Annotated in this window: 18 protein-coding genes, 1 tRNA gene and 1 riboswitch; of the genes, 10 read left to right on the forward strand and 9 right to left on the reverse strand. The window is 66.9% G+C overall.

Going from position 1 to position 21,672, the window contains the following annotated elements:
* Positions 1-4: 4 nt before the first annotated feature.
* The gene (locus AC1C2N_RS14000; protein WP_495434321.1) at positions 5-1,561 is read right to left on the reverse strand and encodes a beta-N-acetylhexosaminidase; all 1,557 of its coding nucleotides are present in this window, start codon (positions 1,559-1,561) and stop codon (positions 5-7) included.
* 101 nt (positions 1,562-1,662) lie between these two features.
* A riboswitch (ZMP/ZTP riboswitch) is annotated at positions 1,663-1,796 on the forward strand.
* 40 nt (positions 1,797-1,836) lie between these two features.
* On the opposite strand from AC1C2N_RS14000, the gene glyA reads away from it, so the two are divergent.
* Together glyA and AC1C2N_RS14010 are read left to right on the forward strand one after the other, a co-directional pair.
* Positions 1,837-3,108 carry a serine hydroxymethyltransferase gene (gene glyA, locus AC1C2N_RS14005; protein ID WP_483404799.1) on the forward strand — a complete coding sequence of 424 codons (1,272 nt, stop codon included), beginning with the start codon at positions 1,837-1,839 and terminating at the stop codon, positions 3,106-3,108.
* Positions 3,109-3,111: 3 nt separating this feature from the next.
* Positions 3,112-3,993, forward strand: a complete 882-nt coding sequence (locus AC1C2N_RS14010) for a bifunctional methylenetetrahydrofolate dehydrogenase/methenyltetrahydrofolate cyclohydrolase (protein WP_495434322.1) — start codon at positions 3,112-3,114, stop codon at positions 3,991-3,993.
* A gap of 143 nt (positions 3,994-4,136) precedes the next feature.
* Here AC1C2N_RS14010 and AC1C2N_RS14015 read toward each other — a convergent pair whose 3' ends face one another.
* The 3 genes from AC1C2N_RS14015 to galT form a co-directional block, all read right to left on the reverse strand.
* Positions 4,137-4,592 (reverse strand): hypothetical protein, encoded by a 456-nt coding sequence (locus AC1C2N_RS14015; RefSeq protein WP_495434323.1) that lies wholly within the window; start codon positions 4,590-4,592, stop codon positions 4,137-4,139.
* Positions 4,593-4,746: 154 nt separating this feature from the next.
* A complete protein-coding gene (galK, locus tag AC1C2N_RS14020; protein ID WP_483404796.1) occupies positions 4,747-5,919 on the reverse strand; it encodes a galactokinase in 1,173 nt (390 codons plus the stop codon).
* Positions 5,916-7,037: a galactose-1-phosphate uridylyltransferase gene (galT, locus tag AC1C2N_RS14025; protein ID WP_495434324.1), complete on the reverse strand. Its 1,122-nt coding sequence runs from the start codon at positions 7,035-7,037 to the stop codon at positions 5,916-5,918. The genes galK and galT overlap by 4 nt, the downstream gene beginning before the upstream one ends.
* 102 nt (positions 7,038-7,139) lie before the next feature.
* Between galT and AC1C2N_RS14030 the strand changes: the two genes are divergently transcribed.
* Together AC1C2N_RS14030 and AC1C2N_RS14035 are read left to right on the forward strand one after the other, a co-directional pair.
* The gene (locus AC1C2N_RS14030) at positions 7,140-7,949 is read left to right on the forward strand and encodes a DeoR/GlpR family DNA-binding transcription regulator (protein WP_495434325.1); all 810 of its coding nucleotides are present in this window, start codon (positions 7,140-7,142) and stop codon (positions 7,947-7,949) included.
* A 57-nt stretch (positions 7,950-8,006) separates the two neighbouring features.
* Positions 8,007-8,936: an aldose 1-epimerase family protein gene (locus tag AC1C2N_RS14035; protein ID WP_495434326.1), complete on the forward strand. Its 930-nt coding sequence runs from the start codon at positions 8,007-8,009 to the stop codon at positions 8,934-8,936.
* 25 nt (positions 8,937-8,961) lie between these two features.
* Here AC1C2N_RS14035 and map read toward each other — a convergent pair whose 3' ends face one another.
* From map to AC1C2N_RS14050, 3 genes are all read right to left on the reverse strand, one after another.
* The gene (map, locus tag AC1C2N_RS14040; RefSeq protein WP_495434327.1) at positions 8,962-9,741 is read right to left on the reverse strand and encodes a type I methionyl aminopeptidase; all 780 of its coding nucleotides are present in this window, start codon (positions 9,739-9,741) and stop codon (positions 8,962-8,964) included.
* A 67-nt stretch (positions 9,742-9,808) separates the two neighbouring features.
* Positions 9,809-10,300 carry an FBP domain-containing protein gene (locus tag AC1C2N_RS14045; RefSeq protein WP_495434328.1) on the reverse strand — a complete coding sequence of 164 codons (492 nt, stop codon included), beginning with the start codon at positions 10,298-10,300 and terminating at the stop codon, positions 9,809-9,811.
* Between the two features lie 244 nt (positions 10,301-10,544).
* Positions 10,545-11,711, reverse strand: coding sequence for a methyltransferase (locus AC1C2N_RS14050; RefSeq protein WP_495434329.1), 1,167 nt, complete (start codon positions 11,709-11,711; stop codon positions 10,545-10,547).
* 240 nt (positions 11,712-11,951) lie between these two features.
* On the opposite strand from AC1C2N_RS14050, the gene imuA' reads away from it, so the two are divergent.
* Genes imuA' through AC1C2N_RS14065 form a run of 3 tightly spaced genes read left to right on the forward strand, consistent with a single transcriptional unit; the run spans position 11,952 to position 17,703 of the window.
* Entirely contained in the window at positions 11,952-12,689 is a 738-nt protein-coding gene (gene imuA' / locus AC1C2N_RS14055; RefSeq protein WP_495434330.1) for a DnaE2-dependent mutagenesis accessory factor ImuA', read from the forward strand.
* The gene (locus tag AC1C2N_RS14060; RefSeq protein WP_495434331.1) at positions 12,686-14,254 is read left to right on the forward strand and encodes a DNA polymerase Y family protein; all 1,569 of its coding nucleotides are present in this window, start codon (positions 12,686-12,688) and stop codon (positions 14,252-14,254) included. The genes imuA' and AC1C2N_RS14060 overlap by 4 nt, the downstream gene beginning before the upstream one ends.
* Before the next feature lie 23 nt (positions 14,255-14,277).
* Positions 14,278-17,703, forward strand: a complete 3,426-nt coding sequence (locus tag AC1C2N_RS14065; protein ID WP_495434332.1) for an error-prone DNA polymerase — start codon at positions 14,278-14,280, stop codon at positions 17,701-17,703.
* Here the strand turns inward: AC1C2N_RS14065 and AC1C2N_RS14070 are convergent.
* Positions 17,617-18,567, reverse strand: a complete 951-nt coding sequence (locus AC1C2N_RS14070; protein ID WP_483404983.1) for an EamA family transporter — start codon at positions 18,565-18,567, stop codon at positions 17,617-17,619. The two genes, AC1C2N_RS14065 and AC1C2N_RS14070, sit on opposite strands and share 87 nt — an antisense overlap.
* An 83-nt stretch (positions 18,568-18,650) precedes the next feature.
* Between AC1C2N_RS14070 and AC1C2N_RS14075 the strand changes: the two genes are divergently transcribed.
* A complete protein-coding gene (locus AC1C2N_RS14075) occupies positions 18,651-18,809 on the forward strand; it encodes a hypothetical protein (RefSeq protein ID WP_162924983.1) in 159 nt (52 codons plus the stop codon).
* Between the two features lie 309 nt (positions 18,810-19,118).
* Here the strand turns inward: AC1C2N_RS14075 and AC1C2N_RS14080 are convergent.
* Positions 19,119-19,191: transfer RNA gene (locus AC1C2N_RS14080), tRNA-Lys, on the reverse strand.
* A gap of 103 nt (positions 19,192-19,294) precedes the next feature.
* Here AC1C2N_RS14080 and AC1C2N_RS14085 point away from each other — a divergent pair.
* Both AC1C2N_RS14085 and AC1C2N_RS14090 read left to right on the forward strand, forming a co-directional pair.
* Positions 19,295-19,924 (forward strand): DNA-directed RNA polymerase subunit beta, encoded by a 630-nt coding sequence (locus tag AC1C2N_RS14085; RefSeq protein WP_108962910.1) that lies wholly within the window; start codon positions 19,295-19,297, stop codon positions 19,922-19,924.
* A gap of 60 nt (positions 19,925-19,984) precedes the next feature.
* On the forward strand, positions 19,985-21,547 hold the full coding sequence (locus tag AC1C2N_RS14090) for a bifunctional phosphatase PAP2/diacylglycerol kinase family protein (protein ID WP_495434333.1): 1,563 nt from the start codon (positions 19,985-19,987) through the stop codon (positions 21,545-21,547).
* Positions 21,548-21,672: the final 125 nt, after the last annotated feature.

The following is a 21,672-nucleotide window of genomic DNA, read 5'->3' on the forward strand; positions in this document are numbered from 1 at the left end:
CAACCTAAGTGGCCAGCCCCGGCTCGGTGTCCGTGGCGCTCACGCGAGCCCCAGCTCTGATGCCCAGTGCCTCAAACCGTGGCTGAAGTGCCTCGAGCCGAGCGGCGAAGTCAGCCCAGACCCGCCGGTCTGACTCATCCGGTCGCACCGACCAGGCGATCTCGGCGAGCGCGACGAGCCGGGGGAACGCGAGGTAGTCGATGTCGGCCCTCGATCGAACGGTCTCGGTCCAGAGTGGCGCTTCGATGCCGAGGATGTTCCCGGCGACGTCGGGAAGGATCGCGGTCGGCTCCCACTCGTACGATTCACGCACTGTCGTGAACCCGTCCGCCCAGGACAGCCCGATCGGGCTCGACTCGTCGTAGGAGATATCGAGGTAGGCGACATCCGCGGGGGAGAGGATCAGCGAACCGCCCTGGCGCACGAACGAGAGTGCCCGATCGGCCGCGTCGTTCTGCGGCGTGAGGAAGCTCCAGTACTGCCCGACGGTCCCTGGGGCGAGGTCGGTGCTGATTCCGGCCTCGTGCCATGCGATCGGGACCTTGCCGTGCGATGCGACCAGCCGGCTCGCGCGGGCGACGAACTCCCGGTACTCGTCGGTCGGTGTGGCGTGGGACTCATCGCCGCCGAAGTGGAGCCACGGGCCAGGGGACTGCTCTGCGACCTCACGGAAGACGTCGTCGAGGAACGCCCAGGTGGCGTCGCTCGTCGTGTCGAGGGTCGAGAAGCCCACCTCTGTGCCGAGGTATGCCGGCGCCGCTGTGCCGCCCGGGTTGAGTTCGGGCAGTGCTGACAGTGCCGCGTTGGTGTGGCCGGGGACGTCGATCTCGGGCACGATCGTCACGAAGCGGGCGCTCGCATACTCGACGATGCGAGTGAAGTCGGTCTTGGTGTAGAAACCGCCGGGGTCGCCGTCCACAGCGGTGGAACCGCCGATCTCGGTGAGTTCCGGCCGAGAGTCGATGCTGATGCGCCAGCCCTGGTCATCGGTGAGGTGGAGGTGCAACACATTGATCTTGAACAGGGTGATCATGTCGATGAACCGGCACACCTCGTCTACGCCGAAGAAGTGCCTGGCCACATCGAGCATGGCGCCCCGGTAGGAATAGCGCGGCCGGTCCGTGATGGTGGTCGCGGGGGCCTCCCACGCGACGGACTGCACCGTGCGGTCTTCGACGTCGCTCGGGAAGAGCTGACGCAGCGACTGGACGCCATAGAACAGCCCGGCCGCGGTGGCGGCGGTCAGCTGCACACCGAGTGCAGACGTCTCGAGTGCGTAGCCCTCCTCGCCAAGGTTCCTGGTGTCGGCGACGTCGAGGTGCAGTGCAATGTCATGTGCTGGCGCCGGCTCACCGCCGTCCGGGCCTGCCTCGAACGGTTCGATGATCGGAACGAGAAACCCCGTCGATCGTCGCAGCAGCCCGGCGAGGTACGAGGCGACGGATGCCGCGGCGGTCGTCGCGAGGATCCGGGACGCGGTCGTCAGAACGAAGGGTGCAGCCCCGGGTGGTGTGACCTGCGTAACAGGCTGGGGAACGATGCTGCCGGGGAGGTGTCTCATCTGTGATCCGTTTCTTGAACTGCGGTGTCCGAGCTGCCGATTCGGGCGTCTGTCCACTGTAGCCAGCGCTCGGGGAGTGTGGTGATGGCATCCTGATACCATTGCCGTGTCGCAACTGGCGTAAAGGTGCTGACCTGACCGACTGACTCTTAATCAGCGGGAATGGCTCAGCATCCGGATGGTTACCATCGGGGAGCGACTGACACGGATTCGGCCGAACGCCTGGGTCGATACGGATTACCTCTCTTGTCCGCCGCTGTCTTAAGGAGCCAGTTTTGTCTTCAACGTTCAACGCACCTCTCTCCGAGGTCGATCCCGAAATCGCCGCCGTTCTCGACAACGAGCTCGGCCGCCAGCGCAACTACCTCGAGATGATCGCGAGCGAGAACTTCGTTCCCGTCTCGATCCTGCAGTCGCAGGGCAGCGTCCTCACCAACAAGTACGCCGAGGGATACCCGGGCCGCCGCTACTACGGCGGCTGCGAATACGTCGACGTCGCCGAGTCGCTCGCCATCGAGCGCGCGAAGAGCCTCTTCGGTGCCGAGTTCGCCAACGTCCAGCCGCACTCGGGTGCGAGCGCCAACGCGGCAGTGCTCTCGGCGATCGCGACCCCCGGCGACACCATTCTTGGCCTTGAGCTCGCTCACGGTGGACACCTCACCCACGGCATGAAGCTCAACTTCTCCGGCAAGCTCTACAACGCGGTGTCGTACGGTGTCGACCCGGAGACCTTCCTCGTCGACATGAACGTCGTTCGCGAGAAGGCACTCGAGCACAAGCCCCAGGTCATCATCGCCGGCTGGTCGGCGTACCCGCGTCAGCTGGACTTCGCCGCCTTCCGCGCCATCGCTGACGAGGTCGGCGCGAAGCTCTGGGTCGACATGGCCCACTTCGCGGGACTTGTCGCCGCAGGTCTCCACCCGTCGCCGGTTCCGTTCGCTGATGTCGTGTCGTCGACCGTGCACAAGACACTCGCTGGTCCCCGCTCGGGCTTCATCCTCAGCCGTGACATGGAGCTCGCCAAGAAGCTCAACTCGAACGTCTTCCCTGGCCAGCAGGGTGGACCGCTCATGCACGTCATCGCCGCCAAAGCGACGGCCTTCCTCCTCGCATCGCAGCCCGAGTTCAAGGACCGCCAGCAGCGCACCCTCAGTGGTGCACGGATTCTCGCCGAGCGCCTCACGGCTGATGACTCGCGGGCCTCGGGCCTCGACGTCCTCACCGGCGGCACCGATGTGCACCTCGTGCTCGCCGACCTCCGCAACTCGGAGATCAACGGCCAGCAGGCGGAAGACGCCCTCCACGAGGTCGGCATCACCGTCAACCGCAACTCTGTTCCGTTCGACCCGCGCCCGCCGATGGTCACATCGGGACTTCGCATCGGAACGCCCGCGCTGGCCACGCGTGGCTTCGGTGATGCCGAGTTCACCGAGGTTGCCGACGTCATCGCGACGGCGCTTCAGCCCGGCGCCGACATCGAGTCGCTCCGCGCTCGCGTTGCGACTCTGACCGAGGCTTTCCCGCTCTACCCCGGCCTGGTTCAGTAGTCGATGACGGCGCAGATCCTCGACGGTAAGGCCGTCGCATCAGTCATCAAGTCCGAGCTGAAGGAGCGCGTCACAGCGCTTCGGGAACGCGGTATTGTGCCCGGCCTCGGCACCGTCCTCGTCGGTTCCGACCCGGGGTCTGAGTGGTACGTCGCAGGCAAGCACCGCGACTGCGCCGAGGTCGGCATCGAGTCGATCCGACGCGACCTGCCCGAGTCGATCAGCCAGGAAGAGCTCGAGGCTGTGCTCGACGAGCTCAATGCCGACCCGAGCTGCACCGGCTACATCGTGCAGTTGCCGTTGCCCGCCCACCTCGACACCGACGCGATCCTCGAACGGGTCGACCCGGAGAAGGATGCGGACGGGCTGCACCCGACCAACCTCGGGCGGCTCGTCCTCAACGTCAACCGGCCGATACTGACACCGCTGCCGTGCACGCCGCGTGGGGCGATTGAGCTCATGCAGCGGCACGGCATCGAGCTGGCAGGCAAGCACGTCGTGGTCGTCGGCCGCGGTGTCACCGTTGGCCGTGCCATCGGGCCGCTGCTCACCCGTCGGGAGTACAACGCGACGGTCACCCTCACCCACACCGGCACCGTCGGTCTCGACGACCTGCTGCGTACGGCGGACATCATCGTCGCCGCCGCTGGGGTCCCCGGGATCGTGAAGGCCTCGGCCGTCAAGCCGGGCGCCATCGTCCTCGACGTCGGCGTGAGTCGTGAGGTCGACCCGGAGACCGGCAAGAGCCGTGTCGTCGGCGACGTCGACCCGGCCGCAGCTGAGGTCGCGTCCTGGATCTCACCGAATCCCGGTGGCATCGGCCCGATGACGCGCGTGCAGTTGCTCACCAACGTTGTCGACACCGCTGAGCGCCTCAACCCGTAGCCACCAAAGCGCGCCTCGATGTTCGCGGCAGACCCGCGAGCGCTACAGTTCCATGCCCGCGCTGCAGATGTTTCTGCAGCGCGGGCATGCAACTACCGCGCTCGGCGCGCTAACGACGGTGAAGAGTTCCGGTGCAGGACGCGTCACGGGCGCGCGCTGATCGGGCGCGCGATGATGAGGGAGGCGGGAATATGCCCGACGCCGAGAAGTACGGCGGAGCCGGCCAGCCAGATGTTATTCAGCCAGCCCGCGGCTGACAGGAACACGATAACCGGCAGGATCGCCATCGGCACCGGTACCCCTAGCCATGGCCGATACAGCGTCGTCCCGTCACGCCCCGTCAACAGATATCGGGCCCACAGTGCGTAGTACCCGACGAGCGCGGCCAGGGTTGGCAGCGACCACCAGCCGGCGATGAGTCCGGGTGCCGTGATTGCAGGAACGACCAGACACAGCGCTTGACCCGCGCGTTCGACCCAGTGCAGCAGCAGGGGCACTCGGATATTTGGCAGGGGAACTCGTGGCGGGAACCACAGCACGATGAGGTTGGGTGAGAGCACCATCAGGCCGATAATCAGACCGAGCGGCGAGAAGACCATGACTCACGCTACCGTCCCGCCGGACCGGCAGAGAGTGAACGTCAAGCTCACACGGGTCCTCGCGACCGCCGTCGACGCGACCGGGGCTTAACCGCCGACCCTGGACAGCACGACGGGCCAGGCGCGTGCTGCGCCTGGCCCGTCCGTTCGGTTCCTACTCGACCCGGCTCGCGCCATCCGCCGCGGTGACGGTGAAGAGTTCCGGTTCTGTGAAGGCGGCGTCCGCGAACGCGCGCGTCACGGCATCCGACACCGACGCAAGGTCAGCGCTCTGAACGAGCGCGATGGCCGCGCCGCCGAAGCCGCCGCCGGTCATGCGAGCGCCGATCGCGCCCGCCGCGAGGGCTGTCTCGACGGCGAGGTCGAGTTCGGGCACCGAGATCTCGAAGTCGTCGCGCATCGAGGCGTGGGATGCCACGAGCAGGTCACCGATCGCGGTCGGCCCCTCGAGGCGCAGCGTGCGCACCGTATCGAGCACGCGACGGTTCTCGGTGAGGATGTGGCGCACCCGGCGGAGCGTCTCGTCATCGAGCACCTCGGTCGCCCGTGGCAGGTCGTCGACGTCGAGGTCGCGCAGCGAGGAGACGCCCATCTCGGCGGCCCCGCGTTCGCACGAAGCGCGGCGAGCGGCGTAACCGCCGGTCGCGTGCGCGTGCGACACCCGGGTGTTCATGACGAGCAGCACGAGGTCGGCGGTTTCGAAACCGAGGTCGATCACCTCGGCATCGAGGCTGCGGCAGTCGAGGAACACCGCGGCGTCCTCCTTGCCGAGCAGGGAGGCTGACTGGTCCATGATGCCGGTCGGTGCCCCGACGGCCTTGTTCTCGGCGAGCTGGCCGACCTTCGCGAGGGTCTCGCGGGGAAGCTCGAGCTGCCAGGTGTCGTTGAGGGCAACGGCGATGGCGCACTCGATCGCCGCTGACGACGAGAGGCCGGCACCGATCGGCACGTCCGAGTCGATGAACGCGTCGAAACCGGTGACCCCGGCGAGGTTGGCACCGAATTCGCCGAGCGCCCAGACGACGCCGAGCGGGTACGCCGACCAGTCTGAGAGGGCATCGGGGGTGATCGCGTCGAGCTCGACGGTCACGACCTCGTCGCTGAACGCCGACGTGACCCGCACTGTGCGGTCAGCGCGCGGGGCGAGGGCGACGACCGTCGACCGGTCGATCGCGAACGGGAAGACGAAGCCGTCGTTGTAGTCGGTGTGCTCACCGATGAGGTTCACCCGGCCGGGAGCCTGCCAGATGCCGGCGGGAGCCGCGCCATCGAAGCGCGAGGCGAACCCGGCCCTCGCGCGTTCGGCCAGTTCGGTGATGTTCGTCATACGGGGGTCTCCTTGTCGGCGAGAGCGATCGCCTCACGCACTCGTTGTGCTGTCTGCTCGGGCGGGATATCGCCGATCCAGGCTCCCATGGCAGCTTCTGACCCGGCGAGGTACTTGAGTTTGTCGGCGGCACGACGCGGCGACGTCAGCTGCAGCATCAGGCGGATGTCGTCGCGGCCGACGTTCACCGGCGCCTGGTGCCACGCGGCGATGTACGGCGTCTGGGTCTCGTAGAGGGCGTCGATGCCGCGCAGGAGCCGCAGGTAGAGCACGGCGAGCTCATCGCGCTCCTCATCGGTGGTGCCCGCGAAGTCGGCGACGTGGCGGTGCGGCAGCATGTGCACCTCGATCGGCCACCGTGCGGCGAACGGAACGAACGCCGTCCAGTGCTCGCCCTGGAGGACAACGCGCTCACCGGCCTGCTCACTCGCGAGGATGTCGGCGAACAGCGTCGGGCCGTATTTCTCGACGGATGCCATCAGCCGCTGGGTGCGCGGGGTCACGTAGGGGTACGAATAGATCTGGCCGTGCGGGTGACGGAGCGTCACGCCGATCTCGATTCCCCGGTTCTCGAACGGGAACACCTGCTCGATGCCGGGCAGGGCGCTGAGCGCCGCGGTACGCGATGCCCACGCCTCGATCACGGTGCGGGCGCGTGACCGGCTGAGCGAACCGAACGATCCCTCGTGCTCCGGGCTGAAGCAGACAACCTCGCACCGGCCCACTGACGTGCGGATGCGGCCGATGCCGATCTCGGTGAGGTCATCGAGCCCACGCGGGGCGTTCTCGTCCTCGACCAGCGGGCCGAACGACGGCGAGCGGTTCTCGAACACGGCAACATCGTAGTTGCTCGGAACCTCGGACGGGTTCGTCTCCGTCTGCGGTGCAAGCGGGTCGAGGTGCGCCGGCGGCAGGAAAACCCTGCTCTGGCGTGCTGACGCGATCGACACCCATTCGCCGGTCAGCGGATCCTGCCGCATGCTCGCGGTGGCAGGTCGATCAGGCAGGTCGCGCGAATCGGGGGAGCGATCAGGGCCGAGGGTGGTGTCGGCGTCATCGAAGTAGATGATCTCGCGCCCGTCTGCAAGGACGTCGGAGGTGGAGGTAATCGAGGTCATGGTTCTGGCTGCCTTCCGCACGCCGGGCTTTCACAAGTGGAAGTAATTCTAAGCTTCAGGCCCATCATTGACAACTAAACGAAACTAACTGAAGATGAGCGCATGACCGATTCGACCCCTCGCGCTCCGGGCGACACCGTCCCAGCAGTCGTTCGGCGCGAACGGATGGCCGAGTTGATCGCCGCAAGCGGCTTCCTCCGGGTCTCCGACCTCAGTGAAGCCTTCGGGGTGAGCGAGGTCACCGTGCGCAGCGACCTCGCCGCCCTCGACGATGGCAACGCGGTCCGACGGGTGCATGGTGGTGCTGTTCCACGCGGACAGCGGGCACGCGAAGCGAGTTTCGAAACGTCGCTCGAGGCATCCGCCCTCGCCAAACAGAGCATCGGCCGCCGTGCCGCTGCACTCGTCTCGAGTGGACAGAGCGTCCTTCTCGATGTGGGCACGACGGCGCTCGCCACGGCGAAGGCGCTCGCCGAACGCGACGACCTCGAGGACCTCGTGGTGATCACCAACGGGCTCAACATCGCGCTCGAGCTCGAAGCCGAGATTCCCCGGTTCACCGTCATCGTCACCGGGGGAGCGCTGCGCCCGCTGCAGCATTCCCTCGTGCACCCGCTCGCACGCACAGTGCTCGAGCAGGTGCACGCCGACATCGCCTTCATCGGCTGCAACGGGGTCGATCCCGTCGCGGGCGTGACGAACGTCAACCTCCCGGAGGCCGAGGTCAAGCAGTTGATGGTGTCGTCCGCTGATCGTGTCGTCGTGCTGGCCGACGCGTCCAAGCTCGGGCAGGTCAGCCTCGGCGCGGTTGCCGGCATCGGCGCCGTCGACGTGCTCGTGACCAACAACGGTGCGGATGCCGCTGTGCTGGCGGACCTCACCGCTGCCGGTGTCGAGGTCCTCACCGCGTGACCCTTCGGCGGTCTGGCGCTACGCTTTTTTGCACACAACAACGAGGAGCGTGGGTCCATGACCGCAGTCACCGGTGAGCAGTTCGACCTGAGTCTTGACACTGGGTCGGGGGGAAACGTCACAGCGACGATCACCCAGGTGGCTGCAGGCATCCGTCGACTGAACGTGTACGGAATCGATATCGTGCCGCCGTACGACGCCGGCGTGCAGCGTCCGCTGGCCAGCGGGATCGTCCTCGTGCCCTGGCCCAACCGCATTCGTGACGGTCGCTGGCTCCTCGACGGCGTCGAGCAGCAGCTCGCCCTGACCGAGCCGAAGAAGCACAACGCGAGTCATGGTCTGCTGCGATTCAGCCCGTATTCGGTTGCGGCGCGCACCGAATCGACGCTGAGGCTCGAGGCGAGGGTTTTCCCGCAGAGCGGCTATCCGTTCCTGCTCGACACCGCTGTCACCTACCGGCTGGTCGACGCCGGCATCGAGGTCACCCACACGATCACCAACCGGACGGATGCCGCGGCTCCCGTCGCGGTCGGTGCCCACCCGTTCGTCACGATCGGCGACATCGAACCGGAGGACCTCACGGTCACCGTTCGCGCAGCGACCCACATCGACGTCGATGACCGGTCCCTGCCGACGGGAGAGACGCCCGTTGAAGGAACGCCGTTTGACCTCCGCGATGGCGTTCGCGTTGGCGACCTGGACCTCGACGCGGGGTTTGCGGACCCGGTGATCACCGACGGCATATCCGAGCACTCGATCACGGCACCCGATGGTCGCTCGGTCACGGTGTGGGGCGACGAGAACTTCCGGTACTGGCAGGCGTTCAGCACAGAGCTCTACCCCGGTCAGTCGAAGGCCGTTGCAATCGAACCGATGACGGCGCCGGCCGATGCTTTCAACTCGGGTCGTGGCATCCGCTGGCTCGCGCCGGGTGAAACCTGGGAAGCCAGCTGGGGAATCCGCGCCGACGGGTTCGCGCCGGTCTAGCGAGACCTCGGGCGCCCGCTTCTCGCTACCGTCGCGCCGTCGGCAGGGTGAGAATTTCGGCCCCGTCGTCGGTGATGGCGATCGTGTGCTCGCTGTGTGCCGTCCGGCATCCGGTCGCACTCTTGAGCGTCCACCCGTCGGCGTCCGTGACGAGCTTGTCGGTGTCCGCCATCACCCAGGGCTCGAGAGCGAGCAGCAGCCCAGGCCGCAACGTGTAGCCGCGGCCGGCTCGGCCCATGTTGGGCACGTGCGGGTCCTGGTGCATGGTCGAGCCGATGCCGTGGCCGCCGAACTCGGTGTTGACCGGGTAACCGGCCTCGGTGAGCACCGCGCCGATCGCGGCGGAGATGTCTCCGATCCGTACTCCGGGGCCTGCCGCCGCGATTCCCGCGACGAGCGCCCGTTCGGTCGCGGTGATCAACGCGACGCTGTCCGCGGGCTTCGAGTCGCCCACGATAAAGCTGATGGCGGAGTCCGCAGCGACGCCGTCCTTCAGGACGGCGAGGTCGAGGGTCAGCAGGTCGCCGTCGGCGAGCCGGTAATCGTGGGGGAGTCCGTGCAGCACTGCGTCGTTGACGGCGGTGCAGATGTAGTGGCCGAACGGGCCGCGTCCAAAGGACGGCGCGTAGTCGACGTAGCAGGATTCTGCTCCCGCCTCGATGATCATCTTCTGGGCCCAGCGGTCGATGTCGAGAAGATTCGTCCCGACCGTTACCCGGTCTTTCAGCCCGTACAGGATGTCAGCGACCAGGGTGCCCGTGACCTTCGCCCTGGTCAGTTCGGTGGGATTCAGAATCTCGATCATGCGGCGCCCTCTCAATGACTGTCCTCGCCATAATATGCTCACCACCTGCGCGGCCAGTGCGTGCCGGTTACTCGTCGGCGCCGACCTCGGCGACGAAACCCTGCACCCGCTCGCGCAGCGTGTTGATCTGTTTGTCGCGCGCCGCCTCGACGTCAAAACCCAGGTAGGCGACGGCCGGCAGCTTGCGCGCGTTGCGGGAGCACCCGAAGTCGGCACAGACGAGTGTGCCTATCGTGTTTCCGTTGCGCCCGGCCTTGCCCGCGCGACGTGCTGCGTAAAACACGACGTCGTCCTCGAGGGTGATGTCCTGGCACCACGAGCACTGCGCCCGCGCCCGCGGTGTGGCCTCTGCCCGCTGCAGCAGGATCCCGACCGGTCCGTTGTCGCGCTGCACGATCACATAGCCGCGGCGCGGCAGTTTGCGGTCGCGCCAGCCGAGGAAGTCGAGGTTGTCCCAGTCGAGCGACTCGAAATCTTCGGGCAGGGTGAGGTCACTGACCTGGCTGCGTGACGCGTTGATGAATGAGGTGGTGATGTCTTTGTGGGTGAGGGGAAGCATATTTCTGTCCTGGGGTGAGAGAGCCGGAGGCTCGAGAGTGTGCCGGGGTTATGGGCCGGCGCAGGAAGATTGGCGTGTCCCGGCGTGCATTGATGCACAAGCTCAGGGAGAACGCATACTCGCGGAAGAACGAGGAGGGTCAGCGAAGAAGCGTTACCTCGAGCCGGCGCAGTATGCGCCGGTAACCTCCAGTCGCCCCAGGGGCGTTGCGAGAGAAAAATGCATTCGGTAAGTTTAGCGCGCGCTACGCCGGGTTCGCCCTGAGTCGCCAGAGCGACGTGACCTCGGCGGCACGCGCGGCGTTGAGCGGGTCGGTCCTGTCGGTTGCGCGTGAGTGTGTCGGACGGGTGTCCATCCGGGCAATCACGGCGAGGCCGGCGTCCTCGATGGCATCGAGCAGGTCTCCGCGCGAGCGCAGGCCGAGGCGTTCGGCGATGTCCGAGATCACGAGCCAGCCCTCGCCATCCGGGGTCAGGTACTCGGCAAGACCGGAAAGGAAGCCGGCCAGCATCCGCCCGCCCTCGTCGTAGACGGCATAGTCCGTTGCGACCTTCGGGGTGGCCGGGATCCACGGTGGGTTGCAGACGACGATGTCGGCGCGGCCGTCGGGAAAGAGATCGGTCTTCTCGACGGTGACGGCCGGCCCGAAACCGAGCCGGTCGAGGTTGGCTGTCGCGCAGGCGAGAGCCCGCTGGTCCTGGTCGGTGGCGACGATGTGACGGATGCCTCGGTGCGCGAGCAGCGCCGCGAGTACGCCGGTGCCTGTTCCGATATCGAAGGCTGTCGTCGCGTTCGGCGGGAGGGGTGCGTTCGCGACCAGGTCGAGGTACTCGCCACGCACGGGGGAGAAGACCCCGTAGTGCGGGTGGATCTTCGCGCCGAGCGCTGGAACGTCAACGCCACGGGTGCGCCATTCCTCGGCGCCGATGACGCCGAGCAGTTCGCGGAGGGAGACGACGGATGCCTCGATGGCGGGACCCCAGGCATGAGCGATGGCCTGGCGGATGTCGGGGGAGCGGCGCAGCGGAATCGTGCCGTCCGCTGACACCGGAACGAGCAGCATCCCGAGCAGTGTCGAACGCCGCAGTGCGTCGACGCGTGAGCGCTGGAACGCGGCGGTGATGTCGTCGTTCTTGGGTGGGGCGGGTGTGCCCAGGCGCTTGCCCATTGCGGCGAGCAACTGTTTGGCGTTGTGGAAGTCGCCGGTCCAGAGGACGGCCGTGCCGGTGGATGCGAGCCGCAGGGCGGTCTCGGCCGTCATTGAGTCGTCTCCGGTCACGACGGATGCCGGTGCCGGCCAGCCGCTCTCGGAGCGCCAGAGAGCTGAATGTTCGATGCCGTCATCGAGCCACACGAGATGTGGGGGTTCGACGCCGTCACCGGTCATTGGGTCGTTCGTCCGTTCGGGCATCTGTCTCAATTCGCGGCGTCATGCCTGTCGGAGCTTGAATTTCAGTATGACAGGGGGAGCTGTGGGGAAGCGGACGGGACGAGGAGCCGGGCCTCTCGACGCGGCTGGAAGCGCTCGTCGAAGGCTTCTACTTCGCCGTTTTTGTGCGTCGCTCAGCGGGCGTGTGTGCCCTGGAATTCCGACTCTCCCGGGCTGGATTCCCCGATTGACTTTATCGAATATCTGTTCGACTATTAACCCATGTCCCTCGCTGTTGCTCCTGCTCGACCCCCGGCATTCGCCGCGGGATCGAACGCTGTGGCGAGCCAGGTTGCCGAACTGCAGGCGCGCATCCGGGGGATGCAAACTACCCGGATAGATTCGCACGGACTCCCGACATCGCCCGGTGTCGCCGAACTTCTGCCCGGCGGAGTGCTTCGCGCCGGCACGGCATACTCGGTGCTCGAATCGACGACGCTCGCGCTTGCTCTGCTCGCCGGTCCCAGTGCTGCCGGCGCGTGGTGTGGTGTCGTCGGTGTGCCGTCGCTCGGTGTCGAAGCAGCGGCGGCAGCGGGCATCGATCTTGACCGGCTCGTTCTCGTGCCTGAGCCGGGAGACCAGTGGCTGCAGGTCACGGCTGCGCTCGCAGACGTTGTCACCGTCGTCCTCGCGCGCCCACCGGCATCCGTCTCTGCCGCAGAAGTGTCGCGCCTGGGTTCGAGGCTGCGCCAGCGTGGATCGACGCTCGTCGCGCTCGGCGACTGGCCACAGAGCGAGGCGACGCTGCGGGTGACCGACGATCGCTGGACGGGGCTCGGCGACGGCCACGGTTATCTCGCCGCTCGCAGGGTGACCGTCGCTGTGACCGGGCGCACGCTCGCCGGCAAACCGCGTCGCAAGCAGATGTGGCTGCCAGACACCCAGCAGTCGATCCGGTCGGCGGGTCTCGCCGGGGTTCCATCGGTCCGTCAGCCGCACCACGAAGCGGCGGCATCGTGACCGAAGCTCCCATCCGCACCATCCTGCTGTGGTGCCCGGACTGGCCGACAAACGCTGCAGCTGTCGAACATGGGTTCGGCCCGGACGCACCGATCGCCCTCATCGATCGTGGCGTAGTTTTTGCCTGTTCAGCGGCGGCTCGCAGCGAAGGGGTCCGTCGCGGCCTGCGGGTGCGCGAAGCCCAGTCGCGGAGCACGGGGCTGATCGCGCTGCCGTACGATCCCGTGCTCGATCACCGGGCGTTCGAGCCGGTCATCGCCGCCGTCGAACAGATCGTGCCAGGCGTCCAGCTCTCCCGCCCCGGTACCTGCGTCATGCGTGCGCGCGGGCCGAGCCGCTACTACGGCGGCGAACGACAGGCGGCACAGGCACTGCTCGACACCCTCGGCGCCGTCGGAGTGCGTGACGCGCGGGTCGGCATCGCCGACGGGCCCTTCGCCGCGGCGCAGGCAGCGAAGCTCCCGCCATCGAGAGAAACGGATGCCATCCGCATCGTTCCCGCAGGACGCTCGCCCGAGTTCCTTGCCGCGTTCGGTGTCGACATTCTCGAACGGCCCGAGCTTGCCGTCCTGCTACAGCGGCTGGGCATTCGCACCCTCGGCGACTTCGCCGCACTCGACGCCATGCAGGTGCGTGACCGCTTCGGACCGGACGGGGTTCTTGCCCACCGGCTCGCGTCAGGGCTCGACCCGAGCGACGTCGACGCCAGGGTGCCACCGGCCGATCACTCGAGCGTCGTCGAATTCGAGCCGCCGCTTGACCGGGTCGACCAGGTCGCCTTCGCATTTCGTGCAGCAGCTGAGGAGTTCGTGGCACGACTGCAGGTGTCCTCGCTCGTGGCGACGGCCATCCGTATCGAGGTGCGCACCGAGGGAGGCGACGTGCGTTCGCGTACCTGGTTGCACCCTCGGTGGTTCACCGCCGGTGATGTGCTCGACCGCGTCCGCTGGCAGCTGCAGGGTGCGGGGATGGCCGACAGCGGGCTGAGCAGCGCGATCTCGTCGCTCCGGGTCGAACCGGAGAGTGTCGATCCGGCTGGCAACCACGAAGCCGGCCTGTATGGCGGCGCAACAGATGAACGCATCCACTCGGGGCTGTCCCGTGTGCAGGGCATGGTCGGGCACGCTGGTGTGCTCACCGCTCGGATCATTGGTGGTCGCCAGCCGTCCGATCGCCGGGTCCTCGTTCCGTGGGGTGATCTTCCACCAGGGGGCGAAGCATTGGTGCGGGCGTCACAGGAGCTGCCGTGGCCTGGCAAGCTGCCAGGCCCGCCGCCCGCCACAGTATTTCCGGAACGGCAGCGGGTTGTCGTGCACGCCGCAGATGGGCACGACATCGTTGTCGATGAACGTGGCGAGCTGTCTGCCGTCCCCGCTGGCTTTGCTCCGCACGGACAGGCCGCGGTCGCTGTCAGTGCGTGGGCTGGGCCGTGGCCGGTGGCTGAACGCTGGTGGGATGGTGGCGGAACCCGGCTCAACCGCTTCCAGCTCGTCGACGATACGGGGGCGGCGTGGCTGCTCGTTCTCGACGACTCCGGCTGGTGGGCGGAGGCCCGCTATGACTGAACAACCCAGGGAGGGCGGTTGTCATGGGCTGGCATAACCCCCCGATCTCCTGGTCGGAGTTCGAACGCTCGCTGAGTGACCTGTCAGGGCCTGACACACCGCCGAATACACCGCCGGTTGGTGCCGACGGCGGTGACAGTCCTGCCTGGTCACGGAAACGGTTGCCATACGTCCCTGTTCCCGTTGAGGCACCGCCCGCTGAGACGATCGTCGGCTACGCCGAGTTGCACACCCACTCCAACTTCAGTTTTCTCGACGGGGCTTCCTCGCCTGAGCACCTGGTCGAGGAAGCCGTTCGACTGGGTCTGCACGGACTCGCCCTCACCGACCATGACGGCCTCTACGGCATCGTGCACCTCGCCGAAGCGGCCGAGGCACACCCCGAGCTCAAGACGATCTTCGGTGCCGAACTCTCGCTCGGCCTGAGCAAGCCGCAGAACGGCGAAGCAGACCCGGAGGGTACCCACCTCGTCGTCCTCGCACGGAAGGAAGAGGGCTACCACCGGCTCGCCGGCGCGATCACCTCGGCGCAGCTCGCCGCGGGCGCCGAGAAGGGCAAGCCGAGCTACGACATCGAGGACCTCGCCTCAGCGGCAGACGGCACGTGGGTTGTGCTGAGCGGATGCCGCAAGGGCGCCGTTCGGCAGGCTCTCGTTGCCGAGGGCGAAGCCGGCGCGCGACGCGAACTCGACGAACTGGTCAGGCTGTTCGGTGCGGGGAACGTCGTCGTTGAGCTCTTCGACCATGGCAACCCGCTCGATACCGCGCACAACGACACCCTCGCCGCGCTCGCTGAGCAACTCGAGCTGCCCGTGGTCGCGACGATGGCCGCGCACTACGCCACCCCCGGTCAGCATCACCTCGCCTCAGCGCTCGCCGCCGTTCGCGCCCGCAGAAGCCTTGACGACCTCGACGGCTGGCTGCCGGCATCCGGTTCACATCATCTGCGGAGCGGTGCCGAGATGGCCCGGCGGTTCGCGAGGTACCCGGGCGCGGTTGCGCGCACCGTTGAGATCGCCGACCAGCTCGCGTTCCGGCTGCGGAGCGTCAAGCCGGGGCTTCCGCTCCAGGAGGTTCCCGACGGTCACACGCCGATGAGCTGGCTGCGCGAGCTGACCTGGCAGGGGGCGGCCAGGCGGTACCCGAACGCCGACGCCGCGGTCACCGAACGGATCGCACGTGAGCTCGACGTGATCGAGCAGAAGGACTTTCCCGGTTACTTTCTCATCGTCTACGAGATCGTTCAGTTCGCCCGCGGTCGCGGCATCCTGTGCCAGGGGCGCGGATCTGCCGCGAACTCCGCTGTCTGCTACCTGCTCGACATCACCGCCGTCGACTCGATCAAGTACGGCCTGCCGTTCGAGCGGTTCCTCTCCAGCATGCGCGAGGAAGAACCCGACATCGACGTCGACTTCGATTCCGACCGCCGTGAGGAGGTGATCCAGCACGTCTACGAGAAATACGGCAGGTTCAACGCCGCCCAGGTGGCGAACGTGATCACCTACCGGCCGAAGTTCGCCGTGCGCGACATGGCCAAGGCGCTCGGCCACAGCCCTGGTCAGCAGGATGCCTGGTCGAAACAGGTGGAACGGTGGGGCGCGCTCACGTCGAGCGACGACCACGACATTCCGGCGCCCGTCATCGACCTGGCCTCACAGGTGCTGACCTTCCCCCGCCATCTCGGCATCCACTCGGGGGGAATGGTGCTCACCGACCGGCCCGTCGGAGAGGTCTGCCCGATCGAGCACGCGCGGATGGACGGCAGGACCGTTCTGCAGTGGGACAAAGACGACTGCGCCTGGATGGGGCTGGTCAAGTTCGACCTGCTCGGTCTCGGCATGCTTGCCGCGTTGCAGTACTCCTTCGACCTCGTCGATGAACACTGCGGTGAGCGGTGGGACCTCCAGTCGATGCCGAAGGAAGAGCAGGGTGTCTATGACCAGCTCTGCCGTGCAGACAGTGTCGGGGTGTTCCAGGTGGAGAGCCGCGCGCAGATGGGCATGCTGCCGCGGCTCAAGCCGAGGAGCTTCTACGACCTCGTGATCCAGATCGCGATGGTCAGGCCCGGCCCGATTCAGGGTGGGGCTGTGCACCCGTACATCCGGAGGCGGACGGGAGTGGAAGAGGTCACCTACCTTCACCCCGACCTCGAGCCTGTGCTCGAGCGCACCCTCGGAGTTCCGCTCTTCCAGGAGCAGCTGATGCAGATGGCCATGGTCGTCGGCGGGTGCACTGGCGAAGATGCCGACCTGCTTCGGCGGGCCATGGGGTCGAAGCGTGGGCAGGAAAAGATCGGTTCACTCAAGGAGAAGTTATACGCGGGAATGGCAGAGAACAACATCACGGGCGCTGACGCAGACACGATCTATTCAAAGATCCAGGCTTTCGCGAGCTTCGGTTTCGCCGAGAGCCACTCGATCAGTTTTGCGCTGCTCGTCTACGCGAGCGCGTGGATGCGCCTGCACTACCCGGCGGCGTTTCTCGCCGCGCTGCTCCGCGCGCAGCCGATGGGGTTCTATTCACCCCAGTCCCTCGTTGCGGATGCTCGCCGTCACGGTGTCGAGACCCGACGGCCCGATATCCAGCTTTCCGGTGTCGAGGCGGAACTCGAACCCCTCGACGGTGTTCGCGGCGTCGTTCGGACCACCGGTCTCGATCCGTGCATCGAGACCGAACAGCCCACTGTGCAGCCGTTCGACAGGGATGCGCCGTTCGACCCGGGGGATCACCGCCGTGACGGCGCATACGTCGTGCGCCTCGGACTCGCCGAGGTCACCTCGATCGGAAAGCGCAAGGCGAAGCAGATCGTCACCGAACGCGAACGAGGCGGGCCATACCGGGACATGCGTGACCTTGCACGGCGGGTGGGGCTCAACTCGGCCCAGCTCGAGGCGCTCTCAGCAGCCGGAGCGTTCGACAGCATGGGGCTCTCCCGACGCGGAGCGCTGTGGGACTCCGCGCAGGCCTCGCAGGAACGACCCGACCAGCTGAACGGCAGCCACATTGCCGTCCAGCCTCCGCTGTTCGCCATGCTCACCGATGAGGAGCAGGTGGTCAATGACCTCTGGTCGACCGGGGTCACTCCCGATGATCACCCGATCCGGCACGTTCGATCAGCGCTCGCCGAGCGGGGTGTGTTGAGTGCCGCCCAGTTGCAGACGGCGGAATCCGGACGCAGGATCGAGGTCGGCGGTGTCGTCACCCATCGGCAGCGACCGGCGACGGCGAGCGGCATCACCTTCATGAACCTCGAAGACGAGACGGGCCTCGTCAACGTGATCTGCAGTGTCGGCGTCTGGGGGCGCTACCGGCGAACGGCGCGCGAGGCGCCGGCGATGATTGTGCGCGGAATCCTCGAACGCTCACCCGAGGGCATCGTCAACCTGCTTGCCGACCGGATTGAACCGCTTCCGCTCAGCGCGAGCACCCGGTCGCGGGACTTTCAGTGACCCGGAGCCCGTGCCTGTGGTGATCACCGCGGTGGCGAGCCCGGCGAGCATGACAGCACCGCCGAGGATCTCGGTCACCGTGGGCACTTCACCCTGCACCAGCCATGCCGCGACGATACCGATGACGGGCACGAGAAGAGTGAACGGAACAACGGCGCTGGTCGGATACCGTGCCATCAGCGAATTCCAGATGCCGTACCCGACCAGCGATGCGGCGACCGCCGTGTACAGCGTGCTCAGTATGGAGACCAGCGACAGGTGAGTGAGTGCGTACCCGACGGCATCCGGACCATCGAGCAGAACCGCGAGCGCGGCGCTCGGCAGCGGGACGACCAGCGCTGACCAGACGACGAGCGAGAGCCCGGATGCCACCTTCGCGCGGCGGCTCAGCACGTTACCGATCGCCCACGACAGAGCGGCGCCCATCGTGATGACGAGAGGCACCCAGGGAGCGACGATGCTGTGCCCGACGACAACGATCCCGAGCCCGAGAGTTCCGACCACCACGCCGATCAGCTGGCGTGGGGTCGGGCGCTCGCCGAGGACACCGGCCGCGATCAGGACGGTGAGGATGACCTGGGTCTGGAGGAGCAGCGAGGCGAGGCCCGCTGGCATGCCGAGGTGAAGCGCCAGGTAGAGCAGCGCGAACTGCCCGAAGCTCAGGAAGGAGCCGATGGCGAGGATGTTCCGCCAGCCGATCTGAGGCGGCCGGATGAAGAACACGGCGGGAATGGCGACGAGCACGAAGCGCAGCGCGACGAACAGCAGCGGAGGCATCCCGTCGAGTCCTTCATCGATGACGACGAAGTTGAGTCCCCAGATCAGGGCGACGAGCAGGGCGAGCAGGCTGTGCTTGAGGGTCACGGTCTCCATGGTCCTCGGACTCGTACCCGAGAACAAGCGCGAGCGCGACCAGCGACCGGCAGGAACTTGGCTACACTGGGCACATGGCTTTCGCGTTCTCTATCGTGCTGTTCCTCGTCGGCATCTACCTCTTCGCTCTGGCGTTCACGGTGACGAGCTTCCAGGCCATCATCTTCTTCGCCGGCATCATCGTTGTCTCAATCGCGTTCGCGATCCCGGCCCACGTACTCGCCAAGCGATAAGACTTTCCCCCGACCGTCGCCACGGTGTGGCGGGGAGTGGCGCGGGCGACAGTCCAGCGGCTTTGTTGCGTTATCGACAACGTGCGCCGTGGCATCCGCTCGCCTGCAACGCAGGAGATCTCGACTGCAACGCAGGAAATAGTGCGATTGTCAGGATGACATCGCCGATGTCGCCCTGAAAGGCGTGCGATCTCCTGTTAACCGGGCGTCGTCTTTACCGGGAACCGCCGGGCTGCGATGCGTTCGGCCGCGGGCACCTGGGCGACGCCAGCGACGGGTCGCGGCAATGCCACGAGCATTTCGCGAGGGTGGGCCCCGCCGGGCTCGAACCGGCGACCCGCGGATTAAAAGTCCGATGCTCTACCAACTGAGCTAGAGGCCCCAACAACCCCTCTAATCTACCGGTTCCCGCTGAGTGATTTGACCACTTGGGCATACTTTCCGCGGAGTAACGTTGAACCTTGCGATGAGAGAGGCGGATGCAGATGGCTGAAGATTTCCACAAGCCAACCAAGTTTCCCGGGCGGGTTTTCGAATCGTTCGTGGGTGGCATCGATCCTGCCGAGTCGAGCCGGATCGCGCACGAAACCGCGGTGGCACTGTTGTCCCGGGTGCGGGACGATCCCGATCCGGGCGTCATTGACCGTCTCGTCGCGTACACGGAGGAAAACGGAATCGACGCCATAGCCGAGCTGTGGTCGCACGCCACGCCCCGCAGCCTGCCTGGCGCGCTCTGGCGCATCTACCTGCTGCAGCTCATGATCCGCGAGGACCCGCACTCGGCCAGTTTCCTCTTCACGCGGGGGACCGAAGTGATGCAGACCATCGACCCGGTCGTCGCCGGGGCATCCATCCCGACGGGTCCTACCGAGATCGTCACCCTCGCCGATCAGATTCTTCGCGGCTTATTCGAGGGCGACTTCGCCGTTGCGCTCGAACGCGCTGCGGCATTCTGCCGGGTGTCGGCTGCCGGATGTGCGAGCGTCGCCGATGACGCCGACGCAGCCGAACCGATCAGGTCGCTTGACCTCACGACGCGCGCTCTCCGGCTCTCGACACTCGCCCAGGACCTGACGAGCTGCGCCCGCCTGTGGCGCCAGGAATCTCTCGACTGACCGGGCGAAAAGAACCCCCGATCGCGGTTGAAAACGCGCTCGACTCATTACTCTGGACGAATGAGGCCAACTCCAGCGGCGCGGTGGCGGCGAATGATGCTCTTTCCGGCATGGGTTCGCCGGGGAGATGCCAGGGCGGGGCGACACATCAACTCCCGCAGTGCGCCGCAGGCTGTCGACTCTGCCCTCCGCCATCTGTCCCGATCCGCCGATCGGAGCGTCCTCTGGTTCGCCATCGGGGGAGGGCTCCTGGTTATGGGTCAACGCCGGGCGGCGCTCAGGGGGCTTGCGTCGCTGGCCGTCGCGAGTGCGGTGGCCAACCTCATCGGCAAGAAGCTGTTCGGCGGAGACCGCCCGCTGACAAAGGACATCCCGATCGGCCGTCGCCTTCACCGGTCGCCCGAATCTCCGTCGTTCCCCTCGGGTCACGCAGCCAGCGCGGCCGCGTTCGCCACGGGAATCGCCCTCGAACAGCCGGCGCTCGGCCTCGCCGTCGCACCGGTCGCCGGTGCCGTCGCGTATTCGCGGGTCCACACCGGTGCGCACTGGCTCTCCGACGTGCTCGGCGGCCTGGCGATCGGTATGGCCGTCGCAGCGGCGGGCAAAGTGCTCGTCCCCGCGCAGGTTCCCACGGCAGTGCGCGAAGGCGGCATCGACATTGCGCTTCCCGCCGCACCGTCGGGTGACGGCGTTTTCATCGTCGCGAATCCGTCGTCGGGCAAAGACGTCGTGGGCAGGACCGATCCCCTCACGCGCATCGGCGAACGGATGCCGCACGCGCGCGTACACATCCTGGCCGACGACGAAATGCCGGATGCGGTGATCACCGAGGCACTGGCATCCGCGGATCCGCCACGCATCCTCGGGGTCTGCGGAGGCGACGGGACTGTCTCGGCGACCGCTGACAGTGCAAGGAAGGCCGGACTTCCGCTCGTGGTGATCCCCGGCGGCACGTTCAACCACTTTGCCCGCGCGGTGGGAAACGACTCGGTCGACGACGCTCTCGACGCGCTCGCATCCGGGGCGGGCGCCCGCGTCGACGTGGCCGACCTACGGCTCGACGATGACGCACCGATCACCGTGCTCAACGTGGCATCGATCGGGATTTATCCCGAGTTCGTGCTGGAGCGGGAAGGACTCGAGCGCCGACTCGGCAAGTGGCTCTCGGCCGTTGTCGCCGCTGTCAAGGTCATTCGCCGGGAGGAACCCGTCACTCTGGAGATCAACGGCGAGCGACGCGACGTCTGGTCGGTGTTCGCCGGCGTCAATCGCAACGAGCCCGCTGTCCCCGCTCCGCTGTCCCGTAAACGCCTGGACGATGGGGTGCTCGACGTTCGAATCCTGCCCGCCGGGTCTCGCGTGCAGGCCGTGGCATCGCTGGCATTCGGTCGCAGGTCGAGCGCGGTTCTTCGGGCGGTCGGCGTGATTCGGTCTGGCGGGGTGGAGTCGTTCACCACGGAATCGCTCTCGGTGACCGTGTGGCCCAAACGCGGCCAGGCCGCGGGCTTTGCACACGACGGCGAAGCGGAGGAAGTGGATCCGGATGCCGCGACTCGTGAGTTCCGGTCGACGGTCAGGCTGGTTGAGGGGGCACTCGACGTGTACTGCCCGCCGGCAGCCTGACCAACCGAGCCATCCCGACCTACCGGGCCAACCGGCATCCGGCACAGGCAGGCGCCGGTGTGCTGCCGAGCACAGGAAAGACCCGCTGCCTCGGGTGAGCAGCGGGTCTTTCGTCTGTGGGTGCG

The sequence above is a fragment of the Mycetocola sp. Y791 genome (assembly GCF_059445325.1).